Genomic DNA, 23,873 nt, shown 5'->3' on the forward strand with positions numbered 1-23,873 from the left:
TTACGCGCGCTGGATTGGATTACGGGCAATATCCAGAACGGCATCGGCAAAGGCGTTACATGCGGCTTTACAAGCGGCCTGGCTACCGGTCAAAAACGCTGCTGAATAGTTGGTTTCTGACGGCGGTGGTACATAGGTTACCAGTTGTACATCGGCAGATTTCAGCGCGGCATCAATACCAAATGTCGCTTCCAGCGGCGGTGCTACCAGATACGCCATCGGATCGCCCAGTCGGCATCCCGCGGTCGCGGAAAGATACGAACCGGTACGCGAAACCACATGCGCCAGGAAGGCGGTATCTTCTGCGTCATTCGCCCACTGGAATGCCGCACCGCTTTCAATATTGGCCACCATCGCGTCCAGACCCGCGCGAACTTCGGCCGGGTTTGGTCCACCGAGCATAATCAGCACTTCGCCCGAGGTTGGAGAGGGACTGTGCGCCGCACCGGCATACAGCGAGCGGCCATAAACCACTTCCACCATCGCCTGTTTTGTCGCTTCATCTGCGGCAATATACGCCACGTCATCAGAGTCTGCTGTGATGAGTCCGAGGCTACGTATATGTGGCGGTAATTTAAGTTCGCGGGCAAAACCGTCATTTACCGAGGCAATCACACGCATCGCGGTGACTGAAGGTCTAATCAAATCTAATGCTGGCATGATGCCTCCTTAACGGGTCATATTGATGCCGGATGCTTTTTGCTCCAGCATGCGCTTGGCCAAATCCACAATCACCGCCGCCGCTTCAACCGGTGGCGTACCGCCCTGGTGAATGTTCGAGATGCAGGTACGGTCAGCCTCAACGGTGGTTGCCACACGCGGCGAATAGACGGCGTAGCAAGAAAGACTTTCCGACTGGCCGAGGCCCGGACGCTCACCAACCAGCAAGATCACCGCTTTTGCACCCAGCAGTTCGCCGATCTGATCTTCAATTTTCACGCGCCCATAGCGAACAAAGAACGGCGTCCCGACCTTCAATCCGGCCTGTTTTAAGCCCGACAACAACGGCGGCAGGATCTCTTCGTAGTTGGCGGTGATGGCGTCAGTAGACAGACCATCAGAAATAATCACCTGCACATCCGGATTCATTACACACTGTGATTTCAGTGCTTCAATGGCTTCCGCACTCAGACGACGTCCCATGTCCGGGCGCGTCAGATACAAGTTTTTGTCGCTGATTTCCGAGCGCACTTCCAGTAGTCCCTGGGCTTTTACCCACTCTTCCGGCACTTCTTTCAATACCGTATCTTTCGAACGCGAGTGGTCAGCAAGGAAGCGCAGCAGCGCCTGGGTACGCGGACGTGGACCGGCACGACCGGTACATACACGCGCAGCGGTGCTACGGCGCAGTTCGGTCAATACCTCTGCACGATGCGGATTCTCAACGCCAATCCACGCTTTCGCTTCAGCTGAACCTAAGTCCATCGCACAGCTTTCACCGGTCGGCGCGGCGCACTGCGTAGTGCTGCATTTCACTTCCGCTGATGGCGCTTGAACCTGCGGCTCTCCCATTGACGCCATTACGCTGCGTACAATTTCTTCAATCTGTTTTTGATCCATCGTGTGTCATCCCCGCGTCATCAGAAGAACAGTGACGGATCGCCCGCCCGTTTGGTCAGGCGACCGTTTGCCATAATGCCCATGGTTTCCAGCCAGCGTTCAAACTCCGGCGACGGGCGCAGGTTCAGCAACTGGCGCACGGTCGCGGTGTCGTGGAAGGCGGTGGTCTGGTAGTTGAGCATGATGTCGTCACCGAGCGGCATGCCCATGATGTAGTTGCAGCCAGCGGTGGCGAGCAGAATCATCAGGTTTTCATTGAGGTTCTGGTCAGCATCAGCATGGTTGGTGTAACAGCAGTCGCAGCCCATTGAGATGCCGCTCAGCTTGCCCATGAAGTGATCTTCTAAGCCCGCGCGAATAATCTGACGGTCGTTGTATAGATATTCCGGCCCGATAAAGCCCACCACGGTGTTCACCAGGAACGGATCGTAGTGACGCGCCAGCCCGTAGTTACGCGCTTCCATCGTCACCTGATCGGCACCAAAGTTAGCGCCAGCGGAGAGCGCAGACCCTTGCCCGGTTTCAAAGTACAGGCAGTTTTCCCCGGCGATACGGTTGAATTCAGCACCCACTGCACGCGCTTCATCCAGCATGGCCAGCTCAACGCCAAACTCTTTTAAGCCTTTTTCGCTACCGCAGATACTCTGGAAAATCAGCCCGCCCGGCGCACCGCGACGAATCGCTTCAATCTGGGTGGTGACGTGCGCCAGTACGCAGCCCTGGGTCGGAATATTGAACTTGTCGATAACGCCATACACGGTATCGAGCACGCGGCTTAAGTTTTCCACGTCATCCGTGACCGGGTTGACACCGATCACCGCATCGCCCGCACCGAAAGACAGTCCTTCATAGATTTGCGCCGCAATACTCTGTACATCGTCACGGGTATCGTTCGGCTGCAAACGGCAGCTAAAGGTGCCCGGTAGACCGATGGTGGTGTTAGCCTTTTTGATCACCGGCATTTTCTTACCGCCGTAGATCAGGTCCGCGTTAGAGCAGATTTTTGCTACCGCAGCGACCACTTCCGACGTTAACCCTTTACGCGTAAACGCAATATCATCAACAGAGGTTTCATCGCTCAGCACGTACTCGCGCAGCTCGCTGATACTCCAGTTTTTGATGCGGTTATAGGCCGTTTCGTTGACGTCATCCTGAATAAGACGCGTCACGCAGTCCTCTTCATAGGAAATCACCGGGTTATTACGGATATCCGCTACCGTCATTTCCGACAATACCTGCTTAGCCGCCACGCGCTCTTGCGAACTGGTTGCAGCGACACCTGCCAGCACATCCCCCGAACGCAGTTCGTTGGCTTTTGCCAGCACCTCTTTAACATCCTTAAACTGATAAACATTGCCGAACAATGTGGTCTTTAGTTTCATAAGTCGTTCCCTCAGGAAGGAAATGCGAGTGATTTCACCGTCACCGGCACAACCGATCCGCCAAAAAGAGGCGTACCAATGTCGATATAGTCCCCCGCCCGGACAACCACCTCATCGATGACCGCCAGCGGGTGTTGCTGTAACTGTGGGCGTAACAGCATGCCCAGGGCTTTACCAAAATCCTGCTCGGCTACCACCAGCAGGGGATGCGGATTCGGATAGCGCGCGACAAAGGCCAGCAACGCATCAATCACCGTTAACAGCGCGGCGTAGCGCACCGGCAGAGAAGCGGGCAGCGCCAACACGTAGGCGTCCGTTTGCGGGTCCAGATCGAGCTGCATTAGTGCCTGTTGCCAGGCGGCCACCAGATCAGCCTCATCAACCGGAATCGCCACCGGCAGATTGCGCAGCGGAAGCGCCACACCTTCCAGCCAGATAGTGCTGCCCGAAAGCGACAGCGTATGCGCACCGGCGCCAATCACTGTGGCGCGCACGGTTTGCGCCGGGAACTGCACGTTCATCTCACGCAGGCGCGGATGTTCATGCAGCGCCGTCGCTAACAGCGGCCCAATGTCGGAAAAACAGAACGGATCGGCAGGTTGGTTGCGGTAGCACTCGCCCACCCCGCCGGACAACGTAATCACTTCCGGCTTCACGCCCGCCGGTAACAGAGCGGTTTGCATCAGCGCCTGTGCCAGCGGTGATAACGTGCCGTCAATCACCTCCACAATCAGCGCCGCCATCCGTCGGGCCACCTGAACAAGCTGCGCCGCATTGAGGGTTCGGGCATCAGTGCCTGGACCAAATACGTCATCCACAATCATTTGTCCCGGCTGATGCGCATGCACCACGCGCCCCTGACCGTCCGTTTCCAGTAGCCGTCCGCCGACGTTCAGACAGGCCGATCCGCTGACTTTTCCGGCATCGAACAGAACGTAGTTCGACGTACCGCCGCCGATGTCGATATTCAGTACGCGGCACAACTTCTGCTCGGACAGGGTTTGTGCCCCCGCACCGTGACCAGCAATCACCGATTCCAGATGCGGACCGGCGCTGGCAACCACGAAATCCCCCAGCGACTGGGAGAGCGCCATCACCGCCGGGCGCGCGTTGCGCGTTTTGGCACTTTCCCCGGTAATGATGATCGCGCCGGAATCAACCGTTTCCGGCGCAATGCCCGCCGCCTGATACTGGGCGAGGATCAGTGCTTTCAGTTCGGCCTCTTTCAACCCGCCCTGCTTATCAACAGGGGTAAAGAACACCGGGCTTTGCCAGCTAATTTCGCGTTTGATGAATTCGTAGCGCGGCACCTGCGACACTGCCGCACGGTTAACCAGCTCAAGGCGCGAGAAGATCACCTGAGTGGTGGTGGTGCCGATATCGATACCGACGCTGAGTAGCTGGCGAGTATTCACGATTGCGCCTCCGGATTGGTTTCTGCTGGTGCCGGAACATCTTCGTCTTTCGGTACTAACAGCATAGCCACGCCAATCGCCGTCACGCCGCCGATCAGCTTGCCGACAATCATCGGGAAGATCATGGCGTTCATGTTGGCAGCGGCGAAACCTAAGTGGTCACCCAGAGCGAAGGCCGCGGAAACCGCAAAGGCGCAGTTGATCACTTTGCCGCGGGTATCCATGTTTTTCATCATGCCGAACATTGGGATGTTATTGGCAAGCGTTGCCACCATACCCGCAGCCGCAATGTTATTGACTTTTAACAGGTTGCCGACGCTCATCAGCGGTTTTTCAAACCAGCGGGTCAGCAGCAGCACCATCGGGTAGGCACCCAGCAGCACACAGGAGATAGAACCGATAACTTCGATGGCGCGCATCACTTCACCCGGCTTGTCGCCTGGCGCCATGAAAATAGGATCAAGACCTGGGATCAGCTCCCAGCCGAGCAGGAACTTGATGACTGCCGCAGCCAGACCGAGGGTGATCAGCGCTACCAGGAACTTGGCGAAGATCTGGAAGCCGTTGATCATTTTTTCCGGGATGAATTTCAGTCCCAGCGCCACCAGCACGGCTACGATCAGCACCGGGATCATGTTCATCAGGATCAACGCAAAGGTGAACTCCACCGGCTGACCGTTGATTTCCACGCCGGAGTACATCGCGACCAGACCACCCGCAATACAGCCAATCGGAATGGTGACAATACCGGCCAGCACGCCCAGCGCCAGATAACGACGGTCAGACGGTTCAATAATTCCCAGCGCAACCGGAATGGAGAACACCAGCGTCGGTCCCATCATCGCGCCGAGAATCAGCCCAGAGTACAACCATGCCGCCACGTCGCCGCCCGCCAGCTCTTTCGCCAGGAAGAAGCCGCCCATATCGCACGCCAGCAGCGTTCCGGCAAACATCGACGGGTTCGCGCCCAGCATTTCGTACAGCGGAATAATTACCGGCCCGAGCACATGCGCCAGTACCGGTGCCAGCGCGGTCATACCGACCATCGCCAGGCCCAGCGCGCCCATTGCCATAAAGCCTTCTTCAAACTGACCGCCCGATCCCTCAATGCTCTTACCGAACTTACCGAGGAAGCGCGCCGAACCGCCGAACTGCGACAGGATCCTGTCCACGGCGGCAATCAGCATAAAGAACATCATGATGTACATGATGATTTCGTTAATTCCCATAGCCCCTACTCCCTGTCATTTGTGATTTGTAGGCCGGATAAGACGTTTACGTCGCCTCCGGCATTAACGCCGTGTTATTGCCGGATGGCGGTGCAAGCACCTTATCCGGCCTACAGGCATTACCCGGCAGCCGCGTACAGGTCGATAATCTGTTCCTGCGTGGCGATGCGTGGGTTACTGCGAATACAAATATCCTCCAGCGCGGCGTGTGCCCATGCGCTGTAATGCTCGGGTTTTGCTCCAACGTCTGAGAGTCGTTTGGTCTGGCCCACTTCGCTAATCAACTCGCTGACCGCGTTGATAGCATCACGATCGTCCGATTTCTTGTTGGTTAACGCGCGTCCGATATGGCTGAAGCGCTCACGACACACCATGCGGTTGAACCCCATTACCGTAGGAAGCAGCATGGCGTTAGCCTGTCCGTGTGGGATATGCAACGTCGCTCCCGGCTGGTGCGCCATCGCATGGCACAGGCCCAGCCCTGCGCTGGAAAACGCCATCCCGGCCATACAGGAAGCCAGCAGCATGCTTTCGCGCGCCGCCAGATCCTGACCGTAGCCGACGGCCTTCGGCAGCGATTTACCTATCATCGCAATCGCGCCAATCGCCAGACTGTCGGTAAACGGCGTCGCGTTCAGCGCGCTATACGCTTCAACGGCGTGCGTCAGTGCATCAATCCCGGTCATTGCCGTTACATGTGCAGGCACGCCTTCCGTCAATGCAGCGTCCAGGATCGCCACATCCGGCATCAGGGTTGCGTGGGCCAGCACTTTTTTGAGTCCAGTCGCGGCGTCGATTATCACCGTGACGTTGGTGGTTTCTGAGCCCGTTCCGGCGGTAGTCGGTACGGCAATCAGCGGCAGACGTGGGCGTAACGCGCTGCGCTCGTCCATGCCTGCCAGCGTCTGAGTGGGGTTGGTCACCAGCAACGCCACTGCCTTGGCGGCATCCAGTACGGAGCCACCACCAAAGGCCACAACGCCATCGCACTTCGATTCACGCAATTGCGCGACCGCCGCGCAGACGTCTGTAATGCACGGTTCGCCCACCGGACATGGCCACAGCGTCATCGCCACGCCTTTCATCGCCAGACTGCGCTCCAGTGCGGCGGTCATCCCCGCCTGATGCAGGAAGCTGTCCACCATGACGAACATATGCGTCAATCCGCGCGTTTGTGCTTCCTGTCCGCAGGTACTGAGCGCTCCCAGCCCACAAAGGGTGACCGGTGGAACGCTAAACGTTTTTACGCGTTGCAGATTCAGGGTATCGAATGCCTGAAAGAGCGCGGTCTGCAATTCAGCTTGCATAGATTCCTTCCGCTTTTTCTTTTCCGCTGTTGGCAATCGCCAGCGGGGTCATAAACAGGCTGTGCTGGGGTAAATGCACCTGCAGTTCCGGGAAACGCTTACGGAACAGCTCATCAACGCCCGGCTGCATGCAGGAACCACCGGCCAGCCATAAATCGGTAACGCCCTGACCCGCAATATGATGGGCGACGATTTCCGCCATTTTTTCGTAGACAGGCTTCACCACCGGCCAGATTTCTTTGCCATTGCTACGCTTGTACTGCTCGGCTTCTTCTAACTGGATACGACGGTTCCCGGCCAGCGTCAGAGAGATATGATGCCCACCGGTTGCTTCATCAGCGGAGTAGGTCACCTTGCCTTGTTTAACGATCGCAATCCCGGTAGTGCCACCACCAATATCCACCACGCCGGCGTTATCGAGCTGCAACAGATCCGCCACCGCTGTCGGTTCGTCGAGCACATGGCTCACTTCAAGCCCGGCAGACTCCAGCACGTTAATAGAGATGCGAGGGTCAGTTCCCGGTGGAAATGAGGTTGCCGCATGGGTAAAGCGGCAACCCAGCTGTTGTTCGAGCGTATCGAGATGGCGACGAACGATGGTCACCGCACCAAAGAAATCCCAGACGATGCCATCGCGCACGACATCGGCCCAGTCCAGGCAAACCGCGACCGGCTGTCCGTCACTGTCCACAACCATCGACACCACATCACACGTTCCCAAATCAATGCCCAACCACAGCGGTGAATCGCTCTTTGTGGGCGTCTGGTTACATAGCGTTGCCGCTTTTAGCAGTCTGGGTGTCAACCAACGTTGTTCGTCGTGCGCCATCTCATTTACTCCTTATACAATTCTGAAGGCGTCTACCAACACACAGCGACGCAGACGCACAAACGTACGCGCACTGGTCACCCCTTCCCCGGTTGGTGTGGTAATGGTCATCGTGGTCCAGCCTTCGCCGCCGAGTCCAAGACCGGCAATGCACGGTCCGTTCTTAACGAAGATGCTGGTATCAATGGCGTTTGCCATACGGTTCATGTTGTCGATATTGCGCGAGTGCATCGCCGCCGTATGGTGGCAACCACCTTCAAGCTTGACCGCCAGTTCAATGGCTTCATCGACGTTAGCGACCCGCACGACTGGTAGAACCGGCATCATCAGTTCGGTGACGGCAAACGGATGCGTCGCGGAGGTTTCGACGAATAACAGACGGGTTTGATCCGGTACGTTCAGACCAATCGCCGCAGCGATTTTGCCTGCGTCACGACCTACCCAGTCACGACTGACCGTGCCTTTACCGCGCTCATCGATATTTTTCAGCAGCACCGGCTGCAGCTGTTCGGCCTGGGCCGTGGTGAGTTTCACCGCATGCTGGCTTTCCATCAGACGCATCAGTTCATCAGCGACGCTATCGACCACGATCAGCACTTTTTCGTCAGCGCAGATGATGTTGTTGTCAAACGATGCGCCTTTGACTACCGACTGCGCCGCGCGTGCCAGGTCAGCCGTTTCATCAACCACCACCGGCGGATTACCTGCGCCAGCGGCAATCAAACGTTTGTTGGTGTGCTTACGCGCGGCATCTACTACGGCTTCACCACCGGTCACCACCAGCAGGCCGATACCAGGGTACTTGAACAGACGTTGGGCAGTCTCGATATCTGGGTTGGCAACCGTCACCAACAGGTTTGCCGGACCGCCTGCGGCAACTACCGCCTGGTTAAGCAGAGTGATAGCGCGCTGAGAGACTTTTTTCGCCGCCGGATGCGGTGCGAAAACCACGCTGTTACCAGCGGCAATCAGGCTGATGGCGTTGTTAATAACGGTCGCGGCCGGGTTGGTGGATGGGGTTACCGAGGCCACCACGCCCCACGGCGCGTTTTCAATCAGCGTCAGACCGTTATCGCCGGTCAGAACCTGTGGAGACAGGCATTCCACACCCGGCGTGCCGCGCGCCTGCGCCACGTTTTTGGCAAATTTATCTTCGACGCGTCCCATGCCGGTTTCAGTGACGGCAAGTTCCGCTAATTCTCTGGCGTGCTTTTCGCCCGCCTCACGTAGCGCCGTGATAGCCAGTTGGCGCATGGCGACGCTTTTCAGCCCCTGCTGGGCCAGTTTTGCTGCCGCCACTGCGTCATCCAGGGAGGCAAAAACGCCCATTTCTTGAACGGCACTGACGGGTTGGCTGCTGTCTTTCATTTTCAGCAGTACCGCTTTCACGACCTGTTCAATATCCTGTTGATTCATGATTTTCTGCCTTATTTATGGAAGATCACCTGACCACCTGCCACCACTTCATCGACAATGCCAATCACGCACAGATCGACAGGCGATGATTCATTCCGGTGCGCCTGACGGGCGGAGCTTCCGCTGACCAGCAGCACCCACTCTCCGGTTCCCGCCCCGATGCTGTCGATAGCAACAGCACATTGCCCGTCGGGATTTCCCTGGGCGTCAATCATTTCCACCATCAGCAACTTGTCGTGCGCGAGCCCCTGATGGCGTACGGTACAAACAATTTGTCCTGTAACGATTGCCAGTTTCATACGCGCCTCCGTGGCATATTTCAGGTAAAACCTCCCCCTACCCTCCGCAGAAGGTAATGTGAAAAGGAGAGAGGGTGACGCCAGCAATGAAGTCTGTGGCGTCACATGGACGACTTACATGTCGTTGCTGTCGCCTTTAAAGCTGATCGGGAACACTTCTTCCAGATCGCCGTGCGGACGCGGGATCACGTGCACTGAAACCAGCTCGCCAATACGCTGTGCTGCCGCAGCACCTGCGTCCGTTGCAGCTTTACATGCCGCTACGTCGCCACGGACCATGGCAGTGACCAGACCGCCACCGATCTGCTTCACGCCAACCAGTTTCACACGTGCCGCTTTAACCATTGCGTCAGAAGCCTCAATCAGTGCAACCAGGCCCCGGGTTTCAATCATTCCTAATGCTTCCATTGTGTTTTCCTCTCATTAAGGGGTCCTGAACGGGACCTTATACAACCAGTGTGTGCGAGGCGTTTTCACGACTCATGTCAGTCTGGCGCGGCACTGCTGCCACCAACGCCAGTTCGATAATTTCCTGTACGCTACAGCCACGAGAGAGATCATGAAGCGGTGCGGCAAGCCCCTGAATCAATGGCCCTACTGCGCGATACCCTCCCAGACGCTGAGCGATTTTGTAGCCAATATTGCCCGCCTCCAGCGATGGGAAGACCATCACATTGGCATTGCCCTTTAACGGACTTGCTGGCGCTTTTTGCGCAGCGACATCCGGAACAAAGGCGGCATCAAATTGCAGTTCACCGTCCACGGTAAGCTGCGGGGCACGCTCACGAACGATCTCGGTCGCCTGCTGCACGTTAGCGACGTTAGGATGGCGAGCACTGCCATTACTTGAAAACGACAGCATGGCCACGCGCGGCTCTTCACCTGTGATCGCCTTCCAGGTTTCAGCGCTGGCGATGGCGATATCCGCCAGCTGTGCAGCAGTGGGCTGCGGCACAACGCTACAGTCTGCAAATCCTAATGACGGCCCGAGATACTGCGGCAGCATCAGGAAAATTGACGACAGCGTTTTGCAACCAGGCTGTAATCCAATAATGCGCAATCCTGCACGCAGCACGTTTGCCGTTGATGACAAGTTGCCCGCAATACACACATCGGCTTTACCGGCACTGACCATCGCGGCGGCAAACATCAGCGGATCGTTGAGCTTCTCCCGCGCATCCGGCGGCGTTTTTTCACCCGCACGGGCCAGCCAGCGCAGGGCAAACTCTTCACGCATCTGTACATTGCTTTGTGGATCAATAACCTGAATACCATCCATGGCTACGCGATGACTGAGCGCAAACTGGCGTAGCGCAAACGGGCTGGCGACGAGAATGGGGCGCGCCAGACCGTGCTGATGCAGGTAATTGGCCGCCTTCAGCACCCGGACATCCAGCGCATCCGGGAACACTACTCGTGCAGGTGAGCGTTGGGCGAGTTGACGAGCACGTTCAATGATCATTGCTTCTCCCCCAGTCTCTGTTGAATTTGACTAACCGTCAGCGGATGCTTTGCAACACTCAGAATCATCATCACGTAGACCGTACTGGAAAGGCGGTTGAGCGCCTGCATAATGTCCGGTCGCATAACCTCAAAACTGCGAGTGATGAATACCTGGGCCGCCACCGTCTCCGTTTCACGGACTTTGGTACGCAGCAGATTAAGCAGCGCACAATCACGTCCATGGCTGGCTTCAGGCACCAGATGGTCGTGGTCCAGATAGCGCAGCGGTTGATGTGAAAGACGGTGTAAATCTTCGTCACTCAAACCCACGACAGCTTGTGCTGCCAGCGGCTCATCCATGGCGTCTGCGCGCATAATATTGCCCAGGCGCGAGCGGATATCCGCCAGCCACGGCTGCCACGGTTCTGCCATCTCAATCTGCAACCACACAGCCAGGGCGATGGTGCTGTCCAGCGCGGCGCGAAATCCCAGCCGAGGGTCACTTTTGGCGACCATCTTGTCCGCTGTCAGATGCGTCAGGGTGTCCGGTTTCTTCGCCACCGGTTGATGGCACAGTTCGCAGCTGGCCTGTGGATGCGTATCACTGCTGGTTAATCCATGAACCGGCTGCGGCTGCTGTTCTTCGTCATCAATAAACAGGCTGCCCTGCTCGTCAATAAACTTAATGCGCAGATGTCGGCTTTCCAGTAATTCCCGGGCAGACGGCGTCAGGCGAGCGTCAGCGGGGAGATGAATTTCAGCCCCTTCGCTGAGCGTATGATTCGCTCTGAGCCATGCTTCGGTAATGAAATCCTTCATACATCCGCCTTAGCAGGACTGCCAGTTCGCAGGCCAGGCCACATACAGAAACTTCACCGTCGATGGCGTACCAAATTCGATGCTGGAGCCTTTCGGGATAAACATCACGTCCCCGGCTTTTGCAATCATGGTTTCGCCTTCGTGGCGAACATGCAGCTCTCCTTCCAGAATCATGTCGATTTCGTCGTAGTTCAGCGTCCATGGGAAAAAGGCGTTATCCCACTGCATAAACCCGGCGGCCATGCTGCTACCGTCCTGGTCGGTCACCAGATCGGTTAAGCCCACGCAGTGCGGCTGCGCGCCGTCAAAACGACCAAACTTCACGCTGCTGCCGTCGATGACTTTCACACCGCCTTTGCCGGTCACCGAGTTAAAGCTCGGCTGCATTCCGCCCTGCTCCAGCGACTGCTTTTCCTTCATGACTTTGTCCATCAGCTGCGCGACCAGGCTTTCGGTAAACTGCCCTTCCGGTAACTGCGCAATGATGGTTTCGCGAATACGCTGGCTTTCCGTTTTGCCATCAATCACCGCAGCCGGAGCAGCAGCGACGGCGCCTGGCGCGGATTCATCGCATTCACTGATGGTAACGCCCAGCAGCTCCGCAACTTCGCGCGCCTCCGGGGTGATGATGCTGGCGCGCAGAACAACCGACATTTCCTGTTCGCCGCGTGCGTGGGCCGCACGAATATCGTTAGCTGTGATAAGTTTTTTCACCTGCCCTTTCCTCCTTTTGGCTGAGCTCAGTCAGATAATCCACCAGGTGCTGCACACTGCGCGGGTCATGGCTATTGAGCTCAAAAATCGGCTCCTGAAACCCCATCCCGCGAAGTAGTTGTCGCGTTGCGGCGACATCGGCATCCGGCATGTCCGTTTTACTGATAACGGCGATTTGTCGTTTACTGGCACCGATATCCAACAGCCCGGCAGGTAAGCGACTTTCTTTATCATTTGCCGCGTGTATATAAATCAACGTATCAACATCCTGCAGCGTGGTAATTAAGGCGTGATACCAGCGCGGATGGCTAAAATATTCCCCTGGCGTATCGATATCGCCATTTTCATTAAACTCCACGGCCTGTGTTTTTCTGGCGAGGGAATAATTCCCCTGTAGCGCATTAAAGAGCGTTGTTTTCCCCGCCCCCACCGTACCGACAAACGCAATACGTTTCATCGCCGCCTCTGATTAACTTTTTGTCAGGTTGCACAAAGTGAAATTTAATAATCGACCCAGACCGCTTACCGTCTGTAATAACGCTTCTTCTACTGCGCCTACCGAGCCGTAGATCACCAGTGCGCCGCTGAATCTATCGAGAAAACCGATATGTACATCCGCCGCCTTCATGGCTAAGTCACCGGCAATCATCGCGGTTTCGCCTGGCGTCAGCGTCATGATGCCGATAGCGCCCGCTTCGGGAACGCCGATCTTTTTCGCTAATTCCTCGCCGGGGTGCGCAATGAGATGCGCCAGCGTGACCTGTTTCCCCGGCACAAATTCCTGAATAATGCGTTCTTTTTCCATTGCTCACCGCCTCCGCTAAAACTGCCCTTATCGTGGCAATTTTTTGTCAGAGTAAATAACAAAATTCGGCAACCAGGTTTAAAAGGTGAAGTAGATCACTAAGAAAGGGAAAATAAAAAGGCGCGAGAGAAACCCGCGCCGGAAATTAATTAAAGTGAAATTACAGCGGCTGAGTCTGTGCTTCTACAACCGCCAGCGCCACCATATTAACGATACGACGAACAGAGGCGATCGGCGTTAATACATGAACAGGTTTCGCAACCCCCATCAGCACCGGGCCAACCGTTACGCCTTCAGAACTGGAAACGCGTAGTAAGTTGTAACTAATACGGGCCGCTTCCATATTCGGCATCACCAGAATATTCGCTGAGCCTTTCAACGGACTGTCCGGCATGCGGTCATTACGGATACTTTCCACCAGCGCGGCGTCGCCGTGCATTTCGCCGTCAATCATCAACTCTGGCGCGCGCGCCTTAATCAGCTCCAGCGCTTCGCGCATTTTGCTGGCCGACGGGCAGTCAGAGGAACCAAAGTTGGAGTGAGATAGCAACGCCACCTTCGGTTCAATACCAAAGCGACGCACAGTCTCTGCCGCCATAACGGCGATTTCCGCCAGTTGCTCAGGCGTAGGATCGTCGTTGACGTAAGTATCGGCGATAAAAGTGTTACCGCTTGGCAGCAGCAAGGCGTTCATCGCCCCGGCAGTATGCACGCCGTCACGATGACCAAACACCTCTTTCACCACGCTGAAGTGCTCATGGTAGTCACCAATCGTACCGCAGATCATCGCATCCGCTTCGCCACGCTGCACCATGATTGCACCGATCACCGTAGTGTTGGCAATCACCGCACGCTGCGCCTGCTCCTGGGTGATCCCACGGCGCTTCATAATCTGGTAGTACTCGCTCCAGTACTCTTTAAAGCGTGGATCGGATTCGTTGTTGACGATTTCAAAATCGACGCCCGCTTTGATCTGCAGCCCCAGTTTCTGGATACGCATTTCAATAACGCTCGGACGACCGATCAGGATTGGTTTTGCCAGCCCTAAAGTAATCAGCTCCTGGGTAGCATGCAGTACGCGCGCTTCTTCCCCTTCCGTCAGCACCACACGCTTCGGCGCTTTGCGTGCCAGGGAGAAAATTGGCTTCATGAACAGGTTGGTTTTGTAGACGAATTCAGTCAGCTTATCGATGTAAGCGTCAAAGTCGGCAATCGGACGCGTTGCCACACCAGAGTCCATCGCTGCTTTCGCCACAGCAGGGGCGATTTTGACGATCAGACGCGGGTCGAACGGTTTCGGAATGATGTATTCCGGGCCGAAGCTCAGGTCCTGATCGCCATAAGCAGAGGCCACCACTTCACTCTGCTCGGCATGCGCCAGCTCAGCAATGGCGTGCACCGCCGCCAGTTTCATCTCTTCGTTGATGGCCGTTGCACCGACATCCAGCGCACCGCGGAAGATGAACGGGAAGCACAGGACGTTGTTAACCTGGTTCGGGTAGTCTGAACGACCAGTACAAATGATTGCGTCGGAACGCACCTCTTTTGCCAACGGCGGCAGGATTTCCGGTTCCGGGTTAGCGAGTGCCAGAATCATTGGCGCACGCGCCATCTTCTTAACCATTTCCTGCGTCAGCACTTTCGGACCGGAGCAACCGAGGAAAATATCTGCGCCGTCAATGACATCATCCAGCGTACGCTTACCGTCATCCACCACCGCATAAGCCGCTTTGGTTTCCGCCATGTTCGGTTCGCGGTCTTTGTAAATCACGCCTTTGGAGTCACAGACCACAATATTGTGTTTCTGCATACCCAGCGCTACCAGCAGGTTCATACAGGCAATCGCCGCCGCGCCTGCGCCAGACACCACCATGCGCACGTCGGAGATATTTTTCTCAACCACCCGCAGACCGTTCAGAATTGCGGCAGTACTGATGATTGCTGTACCGTGCTGGTCATCGTGGAAGACCGGAATATTCATGCGTTCGCGCAGCTTTTGCTCAATGTAGAAGCACTCCGGCGCTTTGATATCTTCGAGGTTGATACCGCCAAACGTGGGTTCCAGGGCCGCAACCACATTGATAAATTTATCCGGATCGAGTTCATCGACTTCAATGTCGAACACGTCGATCCCGGCGAATTTCTTAAACAGAACGCCTTTACCTTCCATCACCGGTTTGCCGGCCAGTGCGCCAATGTTGCCAAGACCCAGCACCGCCGTACCGTTAGAGATAACCGCAACCAGGTTGCCGCGCGCGGTGTATTTGTAGGCTGCCAGCGGGTCCTTTTCAATTTCAAGACACGGTGCAGCCACGCCCGGCGAGTAGGCCAGCGCCAGGTCGCGCTGCGTTGCCAGAGGCTTGGTCGGAGAAACCTGGATTTTACCGGGTACTGGAAATTCGTGGAAATCGAGGGCGCTTTGTTTTAACTGGTCATCCATCTTGTTGTTCCTTTCACGTATCTATCAAAAAAGTGGCGCGGGTAACCATTCTACTGAGCCGCACATTATCACCTCAGTCAACGGCACAAACTTTGAAGGTCCCCAAACTCTCACCATTCAAAGAAAGAATTTGTTATCAATTTATAACAGCCATGTTACCTGCTTAATCCAGCAATACCATGCTTGTCTGCTATGCTTTTTGCTGACAACGCCCGCAATTTTCCCAAAAGTGTGAATCACAACACGCATCTAACACTTTACTTTTCAAGGAGTATTTCCTATGCCCCGTAAAGAGCTTGCCAATGCCATTCGTGCGCTGAGTATGGATGCCGTCCAAAAAGCTAACTCCGGCCACCCAGGAGCACCAATGGGGATGGCCGATATCGCCGAAGTGCTGTGGAACGATTTTCTACGCCATAACCCGACAGATCCCACCTGGTACGATCGTGACCGGTTTATTCTGTCCAACGGCCACGCCTCAATGCTGCTTTACAGCCTATTGCATCTTTCCGGTTACGACCTGCCGATCGAAGAATTAAAGAACTTCCGTCAGCTCCATTCGAAGACGCCAGGTCACCCGGAAATTGGCTACACGCCGGGCGTGGAAACCACCACCGGACCGCTGGGCCAGGGTTTGGCCAACGCCGTCGGCATGGCCATTGCCGAGCGCACGCTGGCAGCGCAGTTTAACCAGCCGGACCATGAGATTGTTAACCACTTTACCTGGGTCTTTATGGGCGACGGCTGTCTGATGGAGGGTATTTCACACGAGGCTTGTTCGCTGGCGGGCACGCTGGGGCTTGGCAAACTCATCGGCTTCTACGATCACAACGGCATCTCAATTGATGGCGAAACCGAAGGCTGGTTTACCGACGATACTGCAAAACGCTTTGAGGCTTACCACTGGCATGTAGTGCACGATATTGACGGTCATGACCCTGAGGCGGTGAAAAAAGCCATTCAGGAAGCGCAGGCTGTTACCGATAAACCGTCGCTGATTATCTGCCGCACGGTGATTGGTTTTGGCTCACCGAATAAAGCCGGGAAAGAGGAAGCACACGGCGCTGCGCTGGGCGAAGAAGAGGTGGCGCTGACCCGGCAGAAACTGGGGTGGCATCATCCTGCTTTTGAAATCCCCAAAGAGATTTACCGGGCCTGGGACGCACGCGAGAAAGGCGAAAAAGCGCAACAGGGCTGGAAGGAAAAATTCGCAGCTTACGAACAAGCCTACCCAGAACTGGCGGCAGAGTTTACTCGCCGGATGAGCGGCGGACTGCCTAAGGAGTGGGAAGCAACAACCCAGAAATATATTACCGACCTGCAAGCCAACCCAGCCAAAATAGCCACCCGTAAAGCTTCGCAAAATACCCTGAACGTCTATGGGCCGATACTGCCAGAACTGCTCGGCGGCTCGGCGGATCTGGCACCCAGCAACCTGACCATCTGGAAAGGCTCCTCCTCTCTTAAAGAGGATCATGCAGGAAACTACATCCACTACGGCGTGCGGGAATTTGGCATGACCGCCATTGCCAATGGTATCGCGCACCACGGGGGCTTCGTACCTTACACTGCCACGTTCCTGATGTTTGTTGAATATGCCCGTAATGCCGCGCGCATGGCGGCGCTGATGAAAGCCCGACAAATCATGGTTTATACCCACGACTCGATTGGCCTGGGGGAAGATGGTCCCACGCACCAGGCCGTCGAACAACTCGCCAGCCTACGCCTGACACCTAATTTCAGTACCTGGCGACCGTGCGATCAGGTTGAGGCGGCAGTAGGCTGGAAGCTGGCGGTCGAACGCCATGACGGGCCAACGGCGCTGATCCTCTCGCGGCAGAATCTGGCGCAGGTTGAGCGCACGCCTGAGCAAGTGCAGCAAATTGCCCGCGGCGGCTATGTGCTGAAGGACGGCGGCGGTAAGCCGGATGTTATCCTGATTGCTACCGGTTCAGAAATGGAAATCACGCTGCTGGCTGCGGAAAAACTGACCGGCGAAGGCCGTAACGTGCGGGTAGTTTCTCTGCCTTCAACCGATATCTTCGACGCCCAGGATGAGACGTACCGGGAGTCGGTCCTGCCGGCAAACGTCAGCGCGCGCGTGGCGGTAGAAGCCGGTATTGCCGACTACTGGTACAAGTATGTTGGGCTGAAAGGGGCGATTGTTGGGATGACGGGCTATGGGGAGTCGGCGCCGGCAGACAAGCTGTTCCCGTTCTTCGGCTTTACGGTAGATAACATCGTCGACAAAGCACACAAGGTGCTTAACGTGTGATCCACAGTGTGGGCCAGGCATCTGGCCCATGCCAGTTATCACAACTTGGCTCCTGGGCATAGCGCACCAGGCGAAAACGCTGACCATCGTAGCGCCAGCGGGTCTGGATACCGCAATCTGCCAACCCTCGTCCTTTAGCGAGGGTAACCAGCTCCCGCGACTTTTCGTCAAACGTAGCGTTGGTCAGCTCCATATCGCGACTTTCCGCATCCGTTTTAAAAGGCAGGCTTAACCGTACCGCGCGTGAAGTCAGCGGGGTTGTACGTGAAACCACCCACGCCAGATCGATAGTGTTATACGCTCCGGCCTCACAGCCAATCATCAGCAGCGCTTTATCATCCGTTAGGGCCGTGACGCGCATCTCGCGACGCAGCGGATCGATAGAGCAACGAATACCGTTGATTCGCCAGTTACCATAGTCCAGCAGTTCACTGCGCTCTTGCTGTGTGAGAGGCGTTGGTGTTGGGTTAATGACCGCTACGCCTTTCAGCGCGGGGGCAGGAGGTACACTGAGCGGAGGCTCGTCACCTTTTTCGATCCATGCGGTTTCGCTGCCAACCCGTTTTTGCTGGGCATCGATAAACAACAATGCGGCTTTTAGCCCGACCAGCGAAAGATTTTGCGCACCTTTTTGCAGGGTAATCGCCTTCGCGTCCTGTACGGTTTGTAAAAATGCGCTAATGGTGGCGGGATCATCGGTCATCAGTTGCCATGGGGTAACACGCCAGTGCTCGCCGCTCAGCGAGAGCGGCACACCATCCAACAACAGACGCGGCGCAATATCGCTCTCTTTGACGTTGGACGATTCCAGCCCGCCCAGCTCAATACGCAACACGGCATCAGTATGTGCCCCGGCGCTGCGGCTCAAGGTCATGACCAGGCCGTGGTGCTCTCCGGTATTGCGCGCCACGCAAAAATTTTGGTTATTACACGTCACCTGCCAGTCAGAAAACGCCTGTTGCGCGGGCGCAGCCCAGAGCAATCGGGCTGGTAGCAACCCAAGCAGGAAAAGGAGAATAACGCGATAGCGCATGGACGGTACAACCCCGAAGTCAAAACACACAGCCTAAGCGGTATCTTCCTTGCGCGACTGATGTGGCTCAATAAGAATTGTCGGATTGGCCGTAAATTTGTAAAGAAATATAAATCCCACGCATTAGTCCATGAGATGCGACGACTGCAAATAGTTCAACAATAGCACCGTTTTACCGTCACGGATCTCACCCGTTTTGATCATTTCCAGCGCCTGTGTGAACGGCAGTTCCAGAACTTCAATGTCTTCATCTTCCACACCGCCACCAGCGTTTGCTCGCTGGCTGTCACTGTATTGTGCAATGAAGAAGTGGATTATTTCCGTCACGCCGCCCGGCGACATGTATAACTCAAACAGTTTGCGCACTTCGCCCACTTCAAAGCCGGTCTCTTCAATGGCCTCTTTGCGAATGCACGCTTCCGGTTCGTCGTTATCCAACAGCCCGGCGCAGGTTTCAATCAGTTGACCATCTTCATTACCGTTGACCCAGGTGGCGACGCGGAACTGGCGAATTAAGACCACCGTTTTCTTCTCCGGGTTATACAGCAGGATTGTGGCACCGTTACCGCGATCGTAAACCTCGCGTTTATGACGAATCACCTCCCCAGTGCTACGGGTCAGGTCATAGGTGATATTGCGCAGGATGAAGTAGTTATCGGAGAGGACTTTATCTTTGATGAGGGTAATTTTTTGCGACATACCGGCTCCACAGCAAGAAGTGAGAAATAATACTACGCCGTGAAACCGGGTTTGTCTTGGAACAATGTAGGCCTGATAAGCAAAGCGCCATCAGGCATTCATGCGGCACATTGCCGGATAACAACGCTAACGCGTCTTATCCGGCCTGGACGCCGATTAGTGAGATTTGACTGATTTTACGCCCAGCCAGTCGACGATCCCCTGGGCGGCGTGCCGCCCCTCCGCCATGGCCGTCACCACCAGATCCGCACCGCGTACCGCGTCGCCACCGGCAAAGATTTTCGGGTTACTGGTTTGGTAACGGTATGCGCTTTCAACATCGGCGGCAATGCGCCCCCAGTTATCGACCTTAACGCCATGCGACTCCAGCCACGGCATGCCGTGTGGGTGAAAACCAAACGCCATGATCACCGCATCTGCGGGCATCACAAACTCACTCCCGGCGATGGGAACAGGGCGACGACGCCCCTGCGCATCAGGTTCGCCAAGTTGGGTACGTAAGAAACGCACGCCGCTGACTCGCCCATCGGCATGCAACACCAGCTCAACCGGCTGGACGTTAAACTCGAAGTTTGCCCCCTCTTCCCGGGCGTTCTTCACCTCTTTTTTCGAACCCGGCATGTTGGCTTCATCACGACGATAGGCGCAGGTCACCTGGCTTGCACCGTGGCGCAGCGCGGTACGTACACAGTCCATGGCCGTATCGCCTCCGCCCAGAACCACCACGTTCAGTCCGGCGGTATCGATAAACGGTTCTTCAGGCAACTCATCCAGCCCCATCACCTGCTTGGTGTTGGCAATCAGGAACGGCAGCGCATCATATACGCCTGGCGCGTCTTCATTTGGCAGGTCCGCCTTCATGGAACGATAGGTTCCCACCCCCACGAACACGGCATCGTAATCCTCCAGCAACTTTTCAAGTGCGACGTCTTTACCCACTTCACAATTAAGTTCGAAATGAATCCCCATAGCGCTGAAGATTTCACGGCGACGCGTCAGCAGCGATTTGTCCAGTTTGAAGGCCGGAATACCGAACGTCAGCAAACCGCCAATTTCAGGATGGCGATCGTAAACGGTGGCACTGATACCGCTACGCGCCAGCACATCCGCGCAGGCCAGACCCGCCGGACCCGCGCCGATAATGGCAACACGCTTGTCCACTTTCTGCACATGGCTTAAGTCCGGTCGCCATCCTTTACTCAGCGCCCGATCGGAGATGTAACGCTCAATATTACCGATAGTGACTGCGCCATGCTCATTACGCACCGTGCATGCCCCTTCGCAGAGTCGATCCTGCGGGCATACACGCCCGGTCACCTCCGGCAAGCAGTTGGTTTGATGTGAAAGCTCAACCGCGGCATCGATGTTTCCGGCTTTGACCAGCTCAATCCACTGCGGAATGTGGTTATGCAACGGACAGGTCCATTCACAAATACTGTGGTCGCCGCATTTCAGGCAGCGAGAGGCTTCCCGCTCCGCCTGCGCCGTACGAAACGGCAGATAGATCTCTTCAAAGCTGGTTTTCCGGGCATCAATCGCCAGTTTATCCGGTTCACCACGCGCAGGCGTTGCCTGCATTTGCTCACGTTTGGTGATGACATGTGGAACAAAATCGGTAGTGCTGGCGTGCCATGGCTGGCTTTCCAGACTTGCGGTACGCAGCCTGCGCGCTTTTGACAGACCGGTAAGCGAGTTTTCCGTCACCAACTGTAACGCCTGCGCCGGGCAGTTCTCTACGCAGGCGGGCCCCTGTTCACGCCCCTGGCACAGATCGCATTTGTGCGCGGTGGCTTTCACCTTCCCTTTGGCGACGGGAGTGAGTACGATCTGCATCGTGCCGAAAGGACAGGCAACGACGCACGATTTACAGCCAATGCACTTTTGCGGGTTCACCTGAACGCTGTCGTTATCATGGTTAATTGCCCCATTTGGGCAACTTCTGGCGCAGGGTGCATCTTCGCAGTGGTGACAGGTCACCGCGCTGCGCTGCTGCTGATGTTTAATGACGGTAATTCGGGGCTGAAAATGCCGTTGGCTCAGGACATGCTGTTCGCCATTGTGAGCCATGACGCAGGCGACCTCACAGGCATGGCATCCCAGGCACTGCTGGCTATTGACCATAATAAAACGATTCATGGCTTCCTTCTTTTTTGGTTGCAAAAACCTTATTCTTTATAAGAGTGTTATTAACCGACACGGAAGGAAGCGGCAATGTTCATTTGCCCAGGAAGCACAACTATTTATGCAGAACCTGTGGCAGATCAATTTATTTCATCGCATATGAAATTGTGTTTCAGTTACCATCCAGTTTCATGGCGTTTTATTAACCTTTATCAAATACACCGCATCGTTCACGCTGTTTTCAGGCGCGACGTGTATTGTGTGAGGATGCACAAGTGACGGTAAAGCGTCCGGTCTCGGCCAGTCTGGCTAAAGCTTTTTTCTACATAGTGCTGCTGTCAATTCTCTCAACAGGTATTGCGCTGCTCACGCTGACCAGCAGCTTGCGAGATGCCGAAGCCATCAACGTTGCTGGCTCATTGCGCATGCAAAGCTACCGTCTGGGTTACGATCTGCAAAGCCAGAGCCCGCAGCTTAACGCCCACCGCCAGCTTTTCCAGCAGGCGCTAAACGCACCGGCATTACAGAATCTGAATGCGTGGTATGTGCCACAAGCGGTAAAAAGCCGCTATGGACGTCTGCATGCTAACTGGCTGGAAATGAATGCCCGCCTGATCGACGGCGATTTAAAATGGTACCAGGCCAATATCAACAACTACGTCGATCAAATCGATCTCTTCGTGCTGGCGTTGCAACATTATGCCGAGCGTAAAGTCATGCTGGTATTTGGCATCTCGCTGGCAGGCGGGATCGGCATATTCACCCTCGTCTTCTTTACCCTGCGGCGCATTCGCCAGCAGGTAGTGCGTCCGCTGAATAAACTGGTGATGGCCAGTCAGCAAATTGAACACGGTCAGTTTAATATCCCACCGCTGGATACCGGTTTGCCCAATGAACTGGGGTTGCTGGGCAAAACGTTTAGTCAGATGTCGAGTGAATTACACAAGCTGTATCGCTCGCTGGAAGCGTCTGTTGCCGAGAAAACTCACGATCTCCATGAAGCCAATCGCCGTCTGGAGGTGTTGTATCAGTGCTCCCAGGCGTTAAATACCAGCCAGATTGACGTGCACTGCTTCCGCCATATTTTACAGATCGTCCGCGAACATGACGCCGCGTATTTCCTTGAGCTCACCGTCGGTGATAACTGGCGGATTAGCGAAGGGACTAAAAGCCTGGAGCTGCCGATGCAGATCCTGCCGGTCACTATGCAGGAAACCGTCTACGGCGAACTGCACTGGCAAAGTCCAAACGTCAATGCTTCTATTCCACTGCTTAACAGCGTTTCCTCAATGCTGGGACGCGGGTTGTACTTCAACCAGGCACAAAAACATTTTCAGCAACTGTTGTTAATGGAGGAGCGAGCGACGATTGCACGCGAACTGCACGACTCGCTGGCACAGGTGCTCTCTTATTTACGCATTCAGTTGACGCTGCTGAAGCGGTCAATTCCGGAAGATAACGCCCCAGCGCAAAGCATCATGGCGGATTTCTCCCAGGCGCTGAACGATGCCTACCGCCAGCTACGCGAACTGCTCACCACCTTCCGTCTGACCTTACAACAGGCAGACTTACCCTCCGCCCTGCATGAAATGCTGGAAACTCTGCAAAATCAAACCTCAGCTAAACTCACACTCGACTGTCGGTTACCCACGCTGGCGTTGGATGCGCAAATGCAAGTGCACCTGTTGCAGATCATCCGCGAAGCGGTGCTGAACGCCATTAAGCATGCCAGTGCGAGCGAAATTGCCGTCAGTTGCGTAACGGCTCCGGACGGCAACCACACGGTTTATATCCGCGATAACGGCATCGGCATTGGCGAGCCGCATGAGCCTACAGGGCACTATGGACTAAATATTATGCGTGAGCGGGCGGAAAGACTAAGCGGCACGTTGACCTTCTCTCAACCTTCCGGAGGAGGAACGTTGGTAAGCATCAGTTTCCGCTCGGCTGAATCAGACAGTGATCTAACGTAAAGAACCGCAAAGCGCCGTCGGGTCTGGATCCTGGCCTGACGGCGTTGGCACGAAAGGTATGCTGTAAACGGGCATGATAATTTACATTATCTTCTTTTTTTCTCCACGTTTGAC

The 23,873-nt window shown here is 55.6% G+C and carries 21 protein-coding genes; 2 read left to right on the forward strand and 19 right to left on the reverse strand.

Annotated elements, in window-relative coordinates:
• The 16 genes from eutL to maeB form a co-directional block, all read right to left on the reverse strand.
• Positions 1-660 (reverse strand): ethanolamine utilization microcompartment protein EutL, encoded by a 660-nt coding sequence (gene eutL, locus E6P06_RS20405; protein WP_003838537.1) that lies wholly within the window; start codon positions 658-660, stop codon positions 1-3.
• A 9-nt stretch (positions 661-669) separates the two neighbouring features.
• The gene (eutC, locus tag E6P06_RS20410; RefSeq protein ID WP_003038033.1) at positions 670-1,560 is read right to left on the reverse strand and encodes an ethanolamine ammonia-lyase subunit EutC; all 891 of its coding nucleotides are present in this window, start codon (positions 1,558-1,560) and stop codon (positions 670-672) included.
• A gap of 20 nt (positions 1,561-1,580) precedes the next feature.
• Complete coding sequence (eutB, locus tag E6P06_RS20415) at positions 1,581-2,942, reverse strand: ethanolamine ammonia-lyase subunit alpha (protein ID WP_003038029.1); 1,362 nt, start codon at positions 2,940-2,942, stop codon at positions 1,581-1,583.
• An 11-nt stretch (positions 2,943-2,953) separates the two neighbouring features.
• Positions 2,954-4,357: an ethanolamine ammonia-lyase reactivating factor EutA gene (gene eutA, locus E6P06_RS20420; protein ID WP_003038026.1), complete on the reverse strand. Its 1,404-nt coding sequence runs from the start codon at positions 4,355-4,357 to the stop codon at positions 2,954-2,956.
• Positions 4,354-5,586, reverse strand: coding sequence for an ethanolamine utilization protein EutH (gene eutH / locus E6P06_RS20425; protein ID WP_003038023.1), 1,233 nt, complete (start codon positions 5,584-5,586; stop codon positions 4,354-4,356). The genes eutA and eutH overlap by 4 nt, the downstream gene beginning before the upstream one ends.
• A gap of 119 nt (positions 5,587-5,705) precedes the next feature.
• The gene (gene eutG, locus E6P06_RS20430; protein WP_016150738.1) at positions 5,706-6,893 is read right to left on the reverse strand and encodes an ethanolamine utilization ethanol dehydrogenase EutG; all 1,188 of its coding nucleotides are present in this window, start codon (positions 6,891-6,893) and stop codon (positions 5,706-5,708) included.
• Positions 6,883-7,722: an ethanolamine utilization protein EutJ gene (gene eutJ / locus E6P06_RS20435; RefSeq protein ID WP_003838530.1), complete on the reverse strand. Its 840-nt coding sequence runs from the start codon at positions 7,720-7,722 to the stop codon at positions 6,883-6,885. Before eutJ ends, eutG begins: the two co-directional genes overlap by 11 nt.
• 12 nt (positions 7,723-7,734) lie before the next feature.
• Positions 7,735-9,138 carry an aldehyde dehydrogenase family protein gene (locus tag E6P06_RS20440; protein ID WP_044714144.1) on the reverse strand — a complete coding sequence of 468 codons (1,404 nt, stop codon included), beginning with the start codon at positions 9,136-9,138 and terminating at the stop codon, positions 7,735-7,737.
• A gap of 11 nt (positions 9,139-9,149) precedes the next feature.
• Positions 9,150-9,437, reverse strand: a complete 288-nt coding sequence (gene eutN / locus E6P06_RS20445; protein WP_003038011.1) for an ethanolamine utilization microcompartment protein EutN — start codon at positions 9,435-9,437, stop codon at positions 9,150-9,152.
• A gap of 114 nt (positions 9,438-9,551) precedes the next feature.
• Complete coding sequence (gene eutM / locus E6P06_RS20450) at positions 9,552-9,845, reverse strand: ethanolamine utilization microcompartment protein EutM (protein WP_003835054.1); 294 nt, start codon at positions 9,843-9,845, stop codon at positions 9,552-9,554.
• A 37-nt stretch (positions 9,846-9,882) separates the two neighbouring features.
• Positions 9,883-10,899, reverse strand: a complete 1,017-nt coding sequence (pta, locus tag E6P06_RS20455; protein ID WP_016150739.1) for a phosphate acetyltransferase — start codon at positions 10,897-10,899, stop codon at positions 9,883-9,885.
• On the reverse strand, positions 10,896-11,699 hold the full coding sequence (eutT, locus tag E6P06_RS20460) for an ethanolamine utilization cob(I)yrinic acid a,c-diamide adenosyltransferase EutT (RefSeq protein WP_003038004.1): 804 nt from the start codon (positions 11,697-11,699) through the stop codon (positions 10,896-10,898). Before eutT ends, pta begins: the two co-directional genes overlap by 4 nt.
• 9 nt (positions 11,700-11,708) lie before the next feature.
• Positions 11,709-12,413 (reverse strand): ethanolamine utilization acetate kinase EutQ, encoded by a 705-nt coding sequence (eutQ, locus tag E6P06_RS20465; protein WP_003038001.1) that lies wholly within the window; start codon positions 12,411-12,413, stop codon positions 11,709-11,711.
• Entirely contained in the window at positions 12,391-12,870 is a 480-nt protein-coding gene (gene eutP, locus E6P06_RS20470) for an ethanolamine utilization acetate kinase EutP (protein WP_003838521.1), read from the reverse strand. The genes eutQ and eutP overlap by 23 nt, the downstream gene beginning before the upstream one ends.
• A gap of 12 nt (positions 12,871-12,882) precedes the next feature.
• Positions 12,883-13,218, reverse strand: coding sequence for an ethanolamine utilization microcompartment protein EutS (eutS, locus tag E6P06_RS20475; RefSeq protein ID WP_003037995.1), 336 nt, complete (start codon positions 13,216-13,218; stop codon positions 12,883-12,885).
• Between the two features lie 160 nt (positions 13,219-13,378).
• On the reverse strand, positions 13,379-15,658 hold the full coding sequence (gene maeB / locus E6P06_RS20480; protein WP_003838520.1) for an NADP-dependent oxaloacetate-decarboxylating malate dehydrogenase: 2,280 nt from the start codon (positions 15,656-15,658) through the stop codon (positions 13,379-13,381).
• Between the two features lie 280 nt (positions 15,659-15,938).
• On the opposite strand from maeB, the gene tkt reads away from it, so the two are divergent.
• The gene (gene tkt / locus E6P06_RS20485) at positions 15,939-17,933 is read left to right on the forward strand and encodes a transketolase (RefSeq protein WP_139935645.1); all 1,995 of its coding nucleotides are present in this window, start codon (positions 15,939-15,941) and stop codon (positions 17,931-17,933) included.
• Here tkt and E6P06_RS20490 read toward each other — a convergent pair.
• From E6P06_RS20490 to aegA, 3 genes are all read right to left on the reverse strand, one after another.
• A complete protein-coding gene (locus E6P06_RS20490) occupies positions 17,923-18,966 on the reverse strand; it encodes a DUF1176 domain-containing protein (RefSeq protein WP_003838515.1) in 1,044 nt (347 codons plus the stop codon). The two genes, tkt and E6P06_RS20490, sit on opposite strands and share 11 nt — an antisense overlap.
• Positions 18,967-19,089: 123 nt before the next feature.
• A complete protein-coding gene (gene nudK / locus E6P06_RS20495) occupies positions 19,090-19,665 on the reverse strand; it encodes a GDP-mannose pyrophosphatase NudK (RefSeq protein WP_003838513.1) in 576 nt (191 codons plus the stop codon).
• A 156-nt stretch (positions 19,666-19,821) separates the two neighbouring features.
• Entirely contained in the window at positions 19,822-21,801 is a 1,980-nt protein-coding gene (gene aegA, locus E6P06_RS20500; protein ID WP_032937840.1) for a formate-dependent uric acid utilization protein AegA, read from the reverse strand.
• Between the two features lie 260 nt (positions 21,802-22,061).
• Between aegA and narQ the strand changes: the two genes are divergently transcribed.
• Positions 22,062-23,759, forward strand: coding sequence for a nitrate/nitrite two-component system sensor histidine kinase NarQ (gene narQ, locus E6P06_RS20505; RefSeq protein WP_003838510.1), 1,698 nt, complete (start codon positions 22,062-22,064; stop codon positions 23,757-23,759).
• The last annotated feature ends 114 nt before the right edge of the window (positions 23,760-23,873 follow it).

The organism is Citrobacter sp. CF971, from assembly GCF_006385635.1.
In the GTDB taxonomy this organism is placed as follows: Bacteria; Pseudomonadota; Gammaproteobacteria; order Enterobacterales; family Enterobacteriaceae; genus Citrobacter; species Citrobacter freundii.